This is a genomic window from Cellulomonas hominis (assembly GCF_901521055.1).
Taxonomy (GTDB): domain Bacteria; phylum Actinomycetota; class Actinomycetes; order Actinomycetales; family Cellulomonadaceae; genus Cellulomonas; species Cellulomonas endometrii.
In genome coordinates, this window is record NZ_CABEGA010000080.1 from 1 (window position 1) to 13,625 (window position 13,625).

Annotated in this window: 15 protein-coding genes and 1 riboswitch; of the genes, 7 read left to right on the forward strand and 8 right to left on the reverse strand. The window is 75.8% G+C overall.

Translation table 11 applies throughout. The features are described 5' to 3' along the window. Positions 1-246: 246 nt before the first annotated feature. Positions 247-579 carry an OsmC family protein gene (locus KJP73_RS19405; protein ID WP_283770245.1) on the forward strand — a complete coding sequence of 111 codons (333 nt, stop codon included), beginning with the start codon at positions 247-249 and terminating at the stop codon, positions 577-579. Further along, complete coding sequence (locus tag KJP73_RS17540) at positions 579-1,310, forward strand: hypothetical protein (RefSeq protein ID WP_213284169.1); 732 nt, start codon at positions 579-581, stop codon at positions 1,308-1,310. The genes KJP73_RS19405 and KJP73_RS17540 overlap by 1 nt, the downstream gene beginning before the upstream one ends. 21 nt (positions 1,311-1,331) lie before the next feature. On the opposite strand, the gene KJP73_RS17545 is transcribed toward KJP73_RS17540, so the two are convergent. Further along, entirely contained in the window at positions 1,332-2,324 is a 993-nt protein-coding gene (locus KJP73_RS17545; RefSeq protein ID WP_213284170.1) for an aldo/keto reductase, read from the reverse strand. 205 nt (positions 2,325-2,529) lie between these two features. Between KJP73_RS17545 and KJP73_RS17550 the strand changes: the two genes are divergently transcribed. From KJP73_RS17550 to rocD, 3 genes are all read left to right on the forward strand, one after another. Then, positions 2,530-3,078 (forward strand): hypothetical protein, encoded by a 549-nt coding sequence (locus KJP73_RS17550; RefSeq protein ID WP_213284171.1) that lies wholly within the window; start codon positions 2,530-2,532, stop codon positions 3,076-3,078. Between the two features lie 139 nt (positions 3,079-3,217). Continuing rightward, positions 3,218-4,048, forward strand: a complete 831-nt coding sequence (gene ddaH / locus KJP73_RS17555) for a dimethylargininase (RefSeq protein ID WP_213284172.1) — start codon at positions 3,218-3,220, stop codon at positions 4,046-4,048. A 56-nt stretch (positions 4,049-4,104) separates the two neighbouring features. Continuing rightward, entirely contained in the window at positions 4,105-5,340 is a 1,236-nt protein-coding gene (rocD, locus tag KJP73_RS17560) for an ornithine--oxo-acid transaminase (RefSeq protein WP_213284173.1), read from the forward strand. Between the two features lie 27 nt (positions 5,341-5,367). Here the strand turns inward: rocD and KJP73_RS17565 are convergent, their stop codons facing one another. Next, positions 5,368-6,546: a hypothetical protein gene (locus tag KJP73_RS17565; protein ID WP_213284174.1), complete on the reverse strand. Its 1,179-nt coding sequence runs from the start codon at positions 6,544-6,546 to the stop codon at positions 5,368-5,370. Positions 6,547-6,699: 153 nt separating this feature from the next. Between KJP73_RS17565 and KJP73_RS17570 the strand changes: the two genes are divergently transcribed. Continuing rightward, positions 6,700-7,176: an Lrp/AsnC family transcriptional regulator gene (locus KJP73_RS17570; protein WP_249669509.1), complete on the forward strand. Its 477-nt coding sequence runs from the start codon at positions 6,700-6,702 to the stop codon at positions 7,174-7,176. Between the two features lie 51 nt (positions 7,177-7,227). Here the strand turns inward: KJP73_RS17570 and KJP73_RS17575 are convergent, their stop codons facing one another. From KJP73_RS17575 to KJP73_RS17595, 5 genes are all read right to left on the reverse strand, one after another. After that, the gene (locus KJP73_RS17575) at positions 7,228-8,208 is read right to left on the reverse strand and encodes a universal stress protein (RefSeq protein WP_213284175.1); all 981 of its coding nucleotides are present in this window, start codon (positions 8,206-8,208) and stop codon (positions 7,228-7,230) included. Between the two features lie 105 nt (positions 8,209-8,313). Further along, positions 8,314-8,721, reverse strand: coding sequence for a hypothetical protein (locus KJP73_RS17580; RefSeq protein ID WP_213284176.1), 408 nt, complete (start codon positions 8,719-8,721; stop codon positions 8,314-8,316). Continuing rightward, positions 8,718-9,155 carry an HNH endonuclease gene (locus tag KJP73_RS17585; RefSeq protein WP_213284182.1) on the reverse strand — a complete coding sequence of 146 codons (438 nt, stop codon included), beginning with the start codon at positions 9,153-9,155 and terminating at the stop codon, positions 8,718-8,720. Before KJP73_RS17585 ends, KJP73_RS17580 begins: the two co-directional genes overlap by 4 nt. A gap of 257 nt (positions 9,156-9,412) precedes the next feature. Next, positions 9,413-10,201 (reverse strand): C40 family peptidase, encoded by a 789-nt coding sequence (locus tag KJP73_RS17590; protein ID WP_213284177.1) that lies wholly within the window; start codon positions 10,199-10,201, stop codon positions 9,413-9,415. Positions 10,202-10,203: 2 nt separating this feature from the next. Next, positions 10,204-10,369, reverse strand: a riboswitch (cyclic di-AMP (ydaO/yuaA leader). Between the two features lie 239 nt (positions 10,370-10,608). Further along, positions 10,609-11,307, reverse strand: a complete 699-nt coding sequence (locus KJP73_RS17595) for a metal-dependent transcriptional regulator (protein ID WP_213284178.1) — start codon at positions 11,305-11,307, stop codon at positions 10,609-10,611. 79 nt (positions 11,308-11,386) lie between these two features. On the opposite strand from KJP73_RS17595, the gene serC reads away from it, so the two are divergent. Then, complete coding sequence (gene serC / locus KJP73_RS17600; protein ID WP_433995183.1) at positions 11,387-12,529, forward strand: phosphoserine transaminase; 1,143 nt, start codon at positions 11,387-11,389, stop codon at positions 12,527-12,529. 69 nt (positions 12,530-12,598) lie between these two features. Here serC and KJP73_RS17605 read toward each other — a convergent pair whose 3' ends face one another. Further along, positions 12,599-13,342 (reverse strand): LPXTG cell wall anchor domain-containing protein, encoded by a 744-nt coding sequence (locus KJP73_RS17605; RefSeq protein WP_213284179.1) that lies wholly within the window; start codon positions 13,340-13,342, stop codon positions 12,599-12,601. Between the last annotated feature and the right edge of the window lie 283 nt (positions 13,343-13,625).

The following is a 13,625-nucleotide window of genomic DNA, read 5'->3' on the forward strand; positions in this document are numbered from 1 at the left end:
CGAGGACCGGTACCCCGAGCTCCGCGAGCGGATGGTCGTCGACCTGACCGGCCTGGACGACGCCACCAGGGAGCGGCTGCTGCGCGTCGTGCACCGCGCCGTCGACGAGCACTGCACGGTCGGCCGCCCCCTCCAGGCCGGCGCGCCCAGCCCACCGCCACGCCCGCCGCCGCCGACCGGCTGTGGGTCGAGCGCACCGGCACCCGCACCTACACCGGCCGCAACACCCGCGGCGCGGAGGTCAGCATCGGCCCGGTCGAGGCCGGCGCCGTCTTCACCCCGGGCGAGCTGCTGAAGATCGCGCTCGCCGGCTGCTCCGGCATGAGCGCCGACCACGCGCTGAGCCACCGGCTCGGCGACGACGTCGAGGTCACCGTCGAGGTCGAGGGCCCCAACCTCCAGGCCGAGGACCGGTACCCCGAGCTCCGCGAGCGGATGGTCGTCGACCTGACCGGCCTGGACGACGCCACCAGGGAGCGGCTGCTGCGCGTCGTGCACCGCGCCGTCGACGAGCACTGCACGGTCGGCCGCACCCTCCAGGCCGGCGCGACCGTCGAGCTCACCGTGACGGGCGAGTGATGGTCACCCGCCGGACCCCGCTTGTCGACGCGGCGCTCGACCGCGCGGTGACCATCCCGTCCTCGACCATCCACGCGCACGTCGACCAGGTCCGCCGCCGGAACCCGGAGGCGACGCCCGCCGAGGTCGTCGAGCTGCTGGAGCGGGAGTACCTGCTGGTCGTCCAGGGCACCGGCGGCGCCGTCGGTGCGGCCGCGGCGTTCCCCGCGGTCGGCACGGGGGTCGCGCTGGCGCTCACGATCGGCGACGTCGCGACGTTCTTCGGCGCGTCCGCCGCGTTCGCCCTCGCCGTCGCCGACGTGCACGGCATCGACGTCCAGGACGCGGAGCGCCGCCGCGCGCTGCTGCTCGCGACGATCCTCGGGGAGTCCGGCGCGAAGGCCGTGACCGACACCGGGGCCCTCACCGGGCTGCGCGGCATCAACGTCGCGCGCGCCCTGCTCACGCGGATGCCCACGGGCACCATCAAGCGCGTGAACGCCCGGCTCACCCGGCAGCTGTTCCGCAAGCAGCTCGCCCGGCAGAGCGGGCTCGCCTTCGGCCGGATGGTGCCGTTCGGCATCGGCGCGGTCATCGGCGTCACGGGCGCCCGCGCGCTGGGCCGGACCGTCGTCGAGGGCGCCCGGACCGCGTTCGGCCCCGCCCCCACGACGTTCCGCGACCGCGTCCTGGTCGTCGAGACCGGCGGCGAGCCGAAGCTCCTCCCGGAGCGGGAGATCCACCGCCGCTGACCCCCGCCCCGGGCTAGCGGGTCACCAGCGGTCGTGGACGTGCGGGCGGATGCGGTCGTCGTAGATGCGGCGGAGCTCCTGCGACGTCGCCTCGTCGAGCGCCGGGAGCGCGGCCGCACCGGCGTTGCCGCGGGCCTGCTCGGGGTTGCGCGCGCCGGGGATGACGGTCGAGACGCCGGGCTGGTCGACGATCCACCGCAGGGCGAGCTGCGCGGTGGTCGCGCCCTGCGGCGTGAGCGCCGCGACCTCGCGGGCCGCCGCGACGCCGACCTCGAACGGCACGCCGGAGAACGTCTCGCCCACGTCGAACGCCTCGCCGTGCCGGTTGAACGCGCGGTGGTCGGTCGGGGCGAACTCGGTGTGCTCGTCGTACTTCCCGGACAGCAGGCCGCTGGCCAGCGGGACCCGGGCGATGATCCCGACGCCCGCCTCGGACGCCGCCGGGAGCACCCGCTCGAGCGGCTTGCGGCGGAACGCGTTGAGGATGATCTGGATCGTGGCGACCCCCGGACGGGCGATGGCCGCGAGCGCCTCGTCGACCGTCTCGACGGACACCCCGTAGGCGGCGACCCGGCCCTCGGAGACGAGGGTGTCGAGCGCGTCGTAGGTCGCGTCGCGGTCGAGCACCTCGCTCGGCGGGCAGTGCAGCTGCACGAGGTCGAGGGTGTCGACGCCGAGGTTCTCCCGGGACCGGTCCGTCCAGCCGCGGAACGCGTCGAGCGTGTAGGCGTCCGCGACGTGCGGGTCCGCGCGGCGGCCCATCTTCGTGGCGACGGTGATCCGGGCGGCGTCGGCCGGCCGCTCGGCGAGGAACTGGCCGATCAGCCGCTCGCTGCGCCCGTCGCCGTACACGTCGGCGGTGTCGAAGAACGTCACGCCCGCGTCCGCCGCGGCGGCGAGCACGCCGAGCGCGTCGTCCTCGGCCACCTCGCCCCAGTCCGCGCCGAGCTGCCAGCAGCCCAGCCCCACGACCCCGACGTCCCGTCCCGTCCTGCCCAGCGTCCTCGTCTGCATGGGCGCGAGGCTACCGCCGGCGGCGGCCCCGGGCGCGCGGGTGAGATCCGTCCCGGACCGTGTGGGGTCTGGGTGCCTGCACCCAACGACCTGCCACCGCGGCCGCTCGGCCGGCCCCGACGGGGAGAGGATGGGGACGACGCGCCCGCGGGTCGACGTGGGCACCCGCCCCACCCCCGCCCGGCGTGACGGACAGGGGCGCAGCGTGATCACGCAGGACCGGCACCGGACGCCCTGGGCGCGCGTGACCCGGGTGCTCCCCCTGGACGCCGACGCCGCGTGGGCGCTGGTCGCCGACGCCCGCCACCACTCCCGCTGGGTGCCGCTCACCCGGGTCGACCTGGGTCCGCCGCCCGCACCGGGCCGCGGGCCGGTGCGGCGGCGCGCGGACGACGTGCCGCGGGTCGGCGACGAGGTCGTGGCGGTGAGCGGGCCGTTCGCCCGCCGCGGGGCGCCCGGCCTCGTGGACCGCATGCGCGTCGAGCGGTTCGAGGCGCCGCTCGGTGCCGTCCCGGGCGTGGCCGTGTTCGTGAAGCGGGGACCGGTCCTGCTCGGCACCGCGCGCATCGAGGTCGCGGCCGCGGGACCGTCGTCGGCGCGGGTGACGTGGTCCGAGACGGTGCACCTGCGCGGGCTGCCGCCCGCCGTGACGCGCTGGCCCGCGGCGGTGCTGCTGGACCTGATGATCGGACTGGTCCTGCGCCGCGCGATCCGCGACGTCCGCGGGCCGTCCGCGCAACGATCCGCCGCCTGAGCGACGATCCGCGCAACGAACTGCTGGTCGCTGCGCAACGTCGCGCCATGATGCTCGCGCCGCGGGGCTCGTAGGCTGACGGGACGTGCCCCGACGAGGCGGCCGACGTCCCCGGACCACGACCCCCGCGAGGAGCACCATGACCCGCACGCCCCAGGCCACCGCGCGGCACTACCTCATGTGCGAGCCCACCCACTACACCGTCTCCTACGAGATCAACCCGTGGATGGACTCGACCCGGTACACCGACGCCGGCCTGGCCGTGCAGCAGTGGCAGACCCTGCGCGAGACCTTCGAGCGGCTCGGCCACACCGTCGAGACGATCGACCCGATCCCGGGCCTGCCGGACATGGTCTACGCGGCCAACGGCGCGACCGTCGTCGACGGTCTCGTGTACTCCGCGAGGTTCCGCTACCCGGAGCGCCAGCCCGAGGGCCCGGCGTACGAGAAGTGGTTCGCCGACCACGGCTACGTCACGCACACCGCCGAGCAGGTCAACGAGGGCGAGGGCGACATCCTCGGCGTCGGGGACGTGCTGCTCGCCGGCACCGGGTTCCGCACCGACCGCGCGGCGCACGACGAGATCGCGCGCGTCACCGGCCGCGAGGTCGTCAGCCTCGAGCTCGTCGACCCGCACTACTACCACCTGGACACCGCGCTGGCGGTGCTCGACTCCACGCCCGGGCGCGAGCAGGTCGCGTACTTCCCGCCGGCGTTCTCCGACGCCTCGCGCGCCGAGCTGGAGCGCCGCTACCCCCACGCCGTGATCGCCTCCGAGGCCGACGCGGCCTGCCTGGGCCTCAACGCCGTCAGCGACGGCCTCAACGTGGTCGTGGCGCCGGGCGCCGTCGACCTCGCCGCCCAGCTCACCGAGCGCGGGTTCCGCCCCCACCCCGTCGACACCAGCGAGCTGCTCAAGGGCGGCGGCGGTGCCAAGTGCTGCACGCTGGAGATCCGCCCGACCGCCTGAGCACGCCCGCCACGCGCCCCAGGACAGCGGGCGCCCGCCCCCGCCGAGGTGTCCCGATGACCGCCACGCTCCCCGCACGCACGGCCGAGGGCGCCGGCCCGCTCGCCCCCAACTACCACCCGCTGCCGGTCACCCTCACGACCGGCGAGGGTGCGTGGGTGCGCGACACCGGCGACCGCACGTACCTGGACATGCTGGCCGGGTACTCGGCGCTGAACTTCGGGCACCGGCACCCGGCGCTGCTCGCGGCGGCGCACGCGCAGCTGGACCGGCTGACGCTGTCGTCCCGCGCGTTCGACCACGACCTGCTGCACCCGTTCGCGGCCGCGCTGTCGGACCTCGCGCGGCCCGTGGTCGCGGGGGCGCAGGACGGGACGACGCCGATGGTGCTGCCGATGAACACCGGCGCCGAGGCGGTCGAGACGGCGATCAAGGCGGCCCGCAAGTGGGGCTACGACGTCCGGGGCGTCGCGCCGGACCGGGCCACCGTCGTGGTGGCCGCGGGGAACTTCCACGGCCGGACGACGACCATCGTGTCGTTCTCCACCGACCCCGAGGCGCGGGACTGCTTCGGCCCGCACACCCCCGGCTTCCGCATCGTGCCGTTCGGCGACGCCGAGGCGCTGCGCGCGGCGGTCGACGAGACGACCGTCGCGGTGCTGCTGGAGCCGATCCAGGGCGAGCAGGGCGTGGTCGTCCCGGCCGCCGGCTACTGGCCCGCGGTCCGGGAGATCTGCACCGCGGCGGACGTGCTGCTGATCGCCGACGAGATCCAGTCGGGCCTCGGCCGGACCGGCACGACGTTCGCGCTGGAGCTGTGGGACGTCCGCGCGGACCTCGTGACGCTCGGCAAGGCGCTCGGCGGCGGGGTGCTGCCGGTGTCCGCGGTCGTCGGCCGGCCCGACGTGCTGGGCGTGCTGACCGCCGGCACCCACGGCTCCACGTTCGGCGGCAACCCGCTCGCGTGCGCCGTCGGGATCGCCGTGGTGGACCTGCTGCGGCCGGGCACGTTCCAGGAGCGCGCCCGGACGCTCGGCGCGCACCTGCACGAGCGGCTCGCCACGCTGGTCGACACGGGCCTGCTGGTCGGCACCCGCGGCGTCGGCCTCTGGGCCGGGCTCGACGTCGACCCCGCGCGGATGACCGGGCGGGAGCTGTGCGAGCGCCTGCTGCGCCTGGGCGTGCTCGCGAAGGACACGCACGGCTCGACGATCCGCCTCGCGCCGCCGCTGATGATCGACGCCGACGACCTGGACCTCGCGCTCGACCGGCTGACGCAGGCGCTGCGCTGACACGCGGCGCCTGCACGGCCGGGCGGGTCAGGAGAAGCGCATCGCCGTGTAGAGGCGGCCGTTGATCGTCACGGCGCCGATCGACACGGTCGTCTTGCCCTCCTTGAGGATCCACGCCCGGTGGCCCGGGGAGTTCATGTAGGCGGTGATCATCTGGCTGTCGCTCGCCGGCTGCACCCAGCCGACGATGTGGTCGTTCCCGGAGTGCCAGATGCTCCCCGCGGCCGCCATCGCCGCCGCGTGGTCCGCGAGCGAGGACGACCCCGTGACGGCGAGCGCCGGCAGCCCGTTGTCGGCCCGGGCGGCGTTGAGCGCGGCGCCCAGCCCGCTGATCCCGTACGACTGCACCCCCGCGGCCCAGCCACCGGCGGCCGGCGCGGCTGCGACGGACCCGCCCGACGACGCGGGGGCGGCGGCGCGGGCCGCCCGGGACCCGGTGCTGCGGGCCGCGGCGCGCTGGGCGGCCTCGGCGGCGGCGCGCTCCGCGGCGACCCGCTCGGCCTCGACGCGGGCGGCCTCGGCGGCCTGCCACGCGGCCTCCGCGGCGAGGGCGACCTGCTGCGGCGCGGCGACGGCGTCCGCGGACGCGCGGAGGGCCGCCACGTTCGTCCCGGCGCCCACCGTCGAGGCGGCGGCAGCCGTGGCGTCCGCGGCGGACCGGAGCGCGGCCAGAGGCGCGTCGCCGGCGTGCGGGGAGGCGTCGGCGGCCGCGCGCGCGGCGGTGACGACCGCGCCGGCACGGGCGACGGCGTCGGCCGTCGTGGCGTCGTACCCGGCGGCCACGGCGGTCTCCCGGGCGGCGGAGGCCACCGCGTCGTCCGCGCGCTGGGCGGTGGCCGCGGCGGACGCGCGGCTCTGCGCGTGGGCCCACGCGGCGGCGCGCTCGTCGGCCCGCAGCTGCACGGCGACGCCGGCGGCGACCGCCCCGACGACGGCCAGGCACAGGAGCACGACGGCGACGGCGCGGGCGACCGCGCGGCGGTGGGCCGGCTCGGTGCGGGCCGGCGCGGTGCGGGCCGGCGCGGGCGCCGTGGGCGCGTCCACCGGTGTGCCACCGGCGGGGGCGTCCTCGTCCGGCGACCCGGCGTGCTCCCGCTGCGTGGGGAACGTCCGTGGTGCGGTCTCGTCCGGGTGGGGTGGCTGCGCCGCCCACGGGGCGACGAGCGTGTCCGTACCGGCGTGCGTGGGTCCCTGCGGTGCAGGCATCCGCGTTCCTCTCGAGTCCGTCCGGGTGTCACCCCTTCATCGGCCGTGGGGCCGTCCGGGTGAAGCGTCGACGCCGGATCCATCCGGCACGGGCAGGCGGTGAGCCGTGCCCCGGGGGCCCCGCGAGCGCGGGTGTGCGGGAAGATCGACCCCGTGACACCGACCAGCACTCGCGACCTGGACCCCATCGACGAGGCGATCCTCCGCGAGCTCGCCGTCGACGCCCGGGCATCCTACGCGGATATCGGCGCCGTCGTCGCCCTGTCCGCCCCTGCGGTCAAGCGCCGCGTGGACCGGCTGCGCGAGCGCGGCGTGGTGCGCGGGTTCACGGTGCTGCTCGACCCGGCGGCGCTGGGGTGGGAGACCGAGGCGTTCATCGAGCTGTTCTGCCACGGCTCGACGAGCCCCGCGACCATGCGCGGCGCGGTCGAGCGCTACCCGGAGGTGGTCGCCGCGAGCACCGTGACGGGCGACGTCGACCTGGTGGTGCAGGTGCGCGCGCGGGACATGCGGCACCTCGAGCAGGTGGTCGAGCGGCTGGCGGCGGAGCCGTTCGTCGCGCGCACCCGCTCGACGATCGTGCTGTCCGCGCTGGTCCGCCGCCCGGACGTCCCGCCGCCGCCCGCCTGAGGGCCCGGCGCCGGCACCCGCATGCCGTCACCCGCCGGTCAGCGCCGGTGGTCAGCGCCCGGCGCTCTCCCCGTGCGCGGAACCGCCGGCACCGGCGGGCTCCGGCCGCTCCTGGCACCGGTTCGTCACGACCATCACCGGGCACGCCGCGTGGTGCAGCACGGCCTGGCTGGTCGACCCGAGCAGCAGGCCCGTGAACCCGCCGCGACCGCGGGAGCCGACCACGATGAGGTCGGTCGCCGTCGAGAACTCGGTCAGCAGCTCCGCGCCCGTTCCGTCCAGCACGTGCCGGCGGACGGTGAACCCGGGGTGGTCGGCGAGCGCGCGGTCCACGACCACGTTGAGCCCCTCGGTCACGTCGGCCAGCACCTGCGTCTGGTCGATGCTGGCGGGCAGCCACGCCATGACGCCCGACCCGCTGCCGACGGGCACGCCGGCCACCGCGGTGAGCTCGGCGTCCCAGGCCTTCGCCTCCTCGATCGCGTACCGGAGCGCGAGGTCGGCCTGGGGGGACCCGTCGACGCCCACGATCATCCGGCGGACCGGCCGGACGACGGGCTCGGACTCGTCGGTGGGGACGACGCCGCCGCGCCGCTGGTCGCGCAGCGGGACCACGACCGTGGGGCAGTAGGCGTGCGCGGGCAGCGTCGAGGACACCGTGCCCAGCAGCCGGTCGGCGAACCCGCCCTTGCCGCGCGTGCCGACCACCGCGAGCGACGCGTCGCGCGACATCTCGACCAGCACGGCCGCGGCGTCACCGGTCGCGACCGTCGTGACGACCTCGACGCCGACGTCCCCGACGCGCTGGCGCGCCTCGGCGAGCACCGCGCGGGCGCCCTGCTGGATGGCCGTGTCGTCGAGGGCGGCGTACCCGCCGTCGAGCGACGCCGCGGTGAACGACGGGAGGGTGTACGAGCACACCACGTGCAGGGGCCGCCGGCGGGTGCGGGCCTCCCCCGCGGCCCAGTCGAGGGCGTGCATGCTCGCCGCCGACCCGTCCACCCCGACCAGGATCTCTGCGTCTCGCCTCATCGCTGCGTCCTCCTTCGGTGCACACCTCAGTGTGCCCCCGATCATGCCGTCTCCGCACGCTCCGCGGGGGGTGGCGTGGAGAAGCCTTGGCAGATCCTTGACGACTCACGCCTGGTCGGCGGCCACGACCTCGACGACGGTGGTGTCCGGGTCGAGCGCACGCGGCGGTCGGACGGTGTGCGTGGTGAACGCCATGTCCGCCGTGCAGGCAGTGCCCGCCGGAGTCGGGTCGTCGACCGTGACCCGGAGCGTGCGGCCGTCCAGCTCGACGGAGACGGGCACCCACGGGCACGACGAGCTGCCGCCGACCCACACGTCGACGAGCCCGTCCTCCCGCACCACCCCGCCCGAGCCGTCGGACGTCAGCGCAGCCCCGGCGGGCACGCCCGGCCGCGAGTCGACGGCGATGCTCCGGACGGCGCCGGCGCCCCGCTGCGCCAGCACGACCACGAACCCGGCGACGAACGCGACGACCACCGCCACGGCCAGCACCCGCCGGCGCCGGCCTGTCACGCGGCCAGGTACGCCGACCACGCCGGCTCGTCGACGGCGGCGCCGTGCAGGAACGCGACCGCCCCGCGCGGCGGCGTCGGGGTGTACCGCAGCTCCCAGCCGATCTCGTGCAGCAGGCGGTCCGCCTTGCGGTGGTTGCACCGGCGGCACGCGGCGACGACGTTCGCCCACTCGTGCCGCCCGCCGCGCGACCGCGGGTGCACGTGGTCCACCGTGTCGGCGTGCGAGCCGCAGTACGCGCACCGGTGGTCGTCGCGCTGCAGCACGGTGCGGCGCGTCGGCGGCAGGGGGCGCCGCATCGGGACGTGCACGTACCGGGTCAGGCTCAGGACGACCGGCAGCGGCAGCGCGGCGTGCTCGGAGTGCAGCACGCGGCCGTCCGTCTCCAGCACGGTGGCCTTGCCGGACATGACGAGGGTGACGGCGCGGGGCATCGTCACCACGCACAACGGCTCGAGGCTGGCGTTCAGGAGCAGCGTCCTGGGTGGCGCGGGCAGCAGCACGGCGTACTCCTAGACCAGGTCGGGGACCCGTCTGGCTGTCCGGGCCCGCTGGGGGAGGCAAGCAAGAGCAGGGTACGCGCACCCGGCGGGATCCCGCGTGGGCTTTGCCGCCCGGTCCTGGGGACGACGCGACCCCCACGGCCGGTGGGCCGTGGGGGTCGCGTCGAGGAGTGCTGCGGTGCGGCGAGTCAGCCGATGCGGATGAACACCGGGGAGCTCTGCCAGATGCTGCGGAACTGGATCGTCTTGCCCGGGCGCGGGGAGTCGATCTGCTGGTCGCCGCCGGCGTAGATCGAGATGTGCCCGGGGCTCCAGATCAGGTCGCCCGGCTGCGCGTCCGCGGCGGAGACGACCGTGCCGGCCGCCTTGATCGCCGAGGAGGTGCGCGGCAGGGAGATGCCGAGCTGGGCGTACACGTAGGAGACGAAGCCGGAGCAGTCGAAGCCCTCGGGCGTCGTGCCGCCGGAGAGGTACGGGACGCCCACGTAGCGGGCGGCGACCTCGAGGACGGCGTTGCCGGCGACCGACTGCGGCACCGAGGCGGTGGCCTCGGCGGCGACGGCCGTCGTGGCGGTCTCCGCAGTGGCGCGCTGGGCGCTGCGGGAGGTGGCCCGCACCGGCTCCGGCTCGGGCTCGGGCTCCGGCTCGGGGACGACCGCGGTCGCGGCCGGCGCCTCGAACGTCCACGCGGCGTCGGCCGGGGCCGTCACGACGGGGGCGGTCTCGAGCACCGCGCGGGCCGACGCCGTCAGGGCGGCGGTGTCCACGGACGGCAGCGACGCCTGGTCGCCGGACGAGGACGCGGCGGTCGCCGGGACGGCGACCATCGAGACCATGAGGCCCGAGGACGCCGCGACGACGGCGGTGCGGCGACCGGCGAGGGCGATGGAGCCCGTCGCGGCGGTGGCGAGATCGGTCAAGGGGGTGACGGGGCGACGCGCGGAACGGTGTCGAGCGCGCACAGCACTAGCGGTCACGTACAGCCTCTCCTGGCGCCTACGAGGTGAGCTGTCGGGTTCGGGTTGGAGATCCCCGGCCGCGCTCCGCTCCCGGACGGATCCGGTCACGTCACGCGGCTTCACCCCAAGGACACCGTCTCCGGTGCCCACATGTGGTTCCCCCGCCCCTGCCGGCGAAGTCCGTTCGGAACCTCGGGCGGCGGCAGGGCTCGGCGTACCGTCCAAGGGCTCTGACGGAGGAGGGTTCCGTCGAGCGAGACCGAACGTACCGGACCCCGGAGCCGATTGTCACGTTCCGGTCACGACTCGTTTCCCTGCGCGCGAGAACGCTCACACGCACGGGTGAGGCCCGCCGCAGGTCACCGACGCGCGAAGGCCCCGCACGTGGCCTTCGCCACAGCGCGGGGCCCTCGGGGGGCGCGGCGTCAGGAGGTGCGCAGGAACACGTGCCGGGCGACCTCCTGCGGGAGGTCCAGCACCGTCTCGGCACCGGGGGCGCCGACGGTCACGGTGCCGCCGTTCTTCTCCACGACGATCTCGTTGCCGGGCTGCACGCCGGCCTGGGCCATGCGCGCCAGCAGCTCGACGTCGATCTGGATCGGCTCCCCGATGCGCGCGACGACGGCCTTGGTCGGGCCGCTCGAGCGGGTGGCGACCGCCACCGAGGACTCGACGCCGTCGAGGAACGTCACCTGGGTGCGCTCCTCACCGATCTCGTCCAGCCCGGGGATCGGGTTGCCGTACGGGTCGAAGTGCGGGTGGTCGAGCAGCGCGGCCAGGCGGCGCTCCACCCGCTCGCTCATGACGTGCTCCCAGCGGCACGCCTCCTCGTGCACGTACTCCCAGTCGAGCCCCACGACGTCCACCAGCAGCCGCTCGGCCAGCCGGTGCTTGCGCATGACCCGCATCGCCTTGCCGAAGCCGACGTCGGTCAGCTCCAGGTGGCGGTCCCCCGACACGACCAGCAGCCCGTCGCGCTCCATCCGGGCGACGGTCTGCGACACCGTCGGCCCGCTGTGGCCCAGCCGCTCGGCGATCCGGGCTCGCAGCGGGGTGATGCCCTCCTCGGTGAGCTCGTAGATCGTCTTCAGATACATCTCGGTCGTGTCGATCAGGTCACTCACGCCGGTGCCCTCCTGTCGTGCGCGGACGTCCGTCCACAGGCTAGTCGGCTCCGGCGACGCCCGGAGGCGGGCGCGTAGGGTGCGGCGCGTGACCGCGACCACGCCCGTGACGATCCCGGACCACCTGCTGCCGTCGGACGGCAGGTTCGGGTCCGGCCCGGCGAAGGTGCGGGACGCGCAGGTCCGCGCGCTGGCGGAGGCCGGCCGGACGCTGCTCGGCACCTCGCACCGCCAGAAGCCCGTCCGGTCGCTGGTCGGGCGGGTGCGCGCCGGGCTGGCCGAGCTGTTCGACCTGCCCGACGGGTACGAGGTCGCGCTCGGCAACGGCGGGTCCACGGCGTTCTGGGACCTCGCGACGCTGTGCCTGGTCGAGCGCCGGTCCGCGCACGCCGTGTTCGGCGAGTTCGGGTCGAAGTTCGCCGCCGCCGCGGCGCGTGCGCCGTTCCTCGACGAGCCGGTCGTCACCGAGGTGCGCCCCGGCACGTCCGCCGTGCCCGCTCGGGCCGAGGGCGTCGACGTGTACGCGTGGCCGCACAACGAGACCTCCACCGGCGCGATCGCCCCCGTGCGGCGTGTGCCCGGCTCCGCCGACCAGGGCGCGCTCGTGCTCGTCGACGCGACGTCGGGGGCCGGCGGCCTCGCGGTCGACGTGTCGCAGACCGACGCCTACTACTTCGCGCCCCAGAAGTCGTTCTCCTCCGACGGCGGCCTGTGGCTCGCGCTGCTGTCCCCCGCCGCCGTCGAGCGGGCCGCCCGCGTCGAGGGGTCCGGGCGCTGGGTGCCGGACTTCCTGTCCCTGACGACGGCCGTGCAGAGCTCGCGCGCCGACCAGACGCTCAACACCCCGGCCATCGCGACGCTCGTGCTGCTCGCGGAGCAGGTCGACTGGATGCTCGCGAACGGCGGGCTCGCGTGGTGCGCCGAGCGGACCGCCACCTCCGCCGGCCACCTCTACGGCTGGGCCGAGGCGCGCGACTGGGCGACGCCGTTCGTCGCGGACCCCGCGCAGCGCTCCCCCGTCGTCGGCACGATCGACCTCGCCCCCGAGATCGAGGCGCCGACCGTCGCGACCATCCTGCGCGCGCACGGGATCGTCGACGTCGAGCCCTACCGCAAGCTCGGGCGGAACCAGCTGCGCGTCGCGATGTTCCCGTCCGTGGAGCCCGACGACGTGCTCGCGCTCACCGCCTGCGTGGACCACGTGGTGGACCGGCTGGGCTGAGCCGCACGGACGCACCCGCCGGGGGTTCCCGGCGGGTGCGTGCCGCGCTGTGAGACCGGCTCCGGTCGGTCAGTGGCTGCCGTGGTGCCGGCGCACCGAGGTGGTCACGAGCGCCGCGCCCAGCAGCACCAGCAGACCGGCCGCGGTGAGCATCGGCCAGGTGTCGGACCCCGTCGCCGCGAGCACCGCGGAGTCCGGGGCGGCGAGCACGTCGGACGTCGTGGTCGTGTCGGAGGCCGCGAGCACCTCGGACGACCCCGGCGGGTTCGCGCAGACCGACGTCTCGGGCGGGTACGACACCACCGTCGAGACGTCCGGGTTGACCGACAGGACGACCTGGACGTCGGGGCGCGTGAAGTCGTAGGCGTCGTGCTGCGTCCAGGTCCCCTCGGGCGTCAGCATCCACCCCGGCCAGTCGACGACGACCCCGTTCACGACCACCGTGCCGGGCCAGTACACGCGCCCGCTCAGCGGCAGGCCGGACTGGACGATGTCCTCGCCGCCCGGGTTGACCCACGTGATGGTCACGGTGTCGTCCGTGGTCCCGTACGCCTCGACCGCGTAGTCGAGCACGGGGGCGGCCTCAAGGCAGATGCCCGCCGCGCGGGCGATGACCAGCTCGCACCGGCCGGGGGGTGCGTAGCCGTCCGCGGGGGTCTCGCACCCGGTGTCCGGGTCGATGACCGCTGGTGCCGGGGCCGCGGGGACGGCGGGTCCTGCGAGCGCCGGCGGTGCGGCCAGAGCGGTGCCCGCCCCGCCGACGAGGAAGGCCGCCGCCAGCACCGCCACGAGTGTGCGTCGAACGCGTCCCATGTCCTGCTCCTGTCTGCCCAACGCCGTTGTCGGACGTCCCGCCAATTCGTACAAATCGGACATTTCGTACATCGTAGGCACGGGTGTGGCGAGGGCGCTGATCGGGAGAGCGGGTGAAAGTTCCGCGTGATCACGCGGATCTCCGGCCCTGGAGCGCGGCCGACGCGGTGACCAGCCACGACGAGGTGCCGGCGGGCCGGCGGGAGGGGTGAGAACGCCGGGCGGGGTCACCCGGACGGGTGCGTCGCGCCGCGCCCCCCGGGCTCCCCCCACCGCCTTCTCC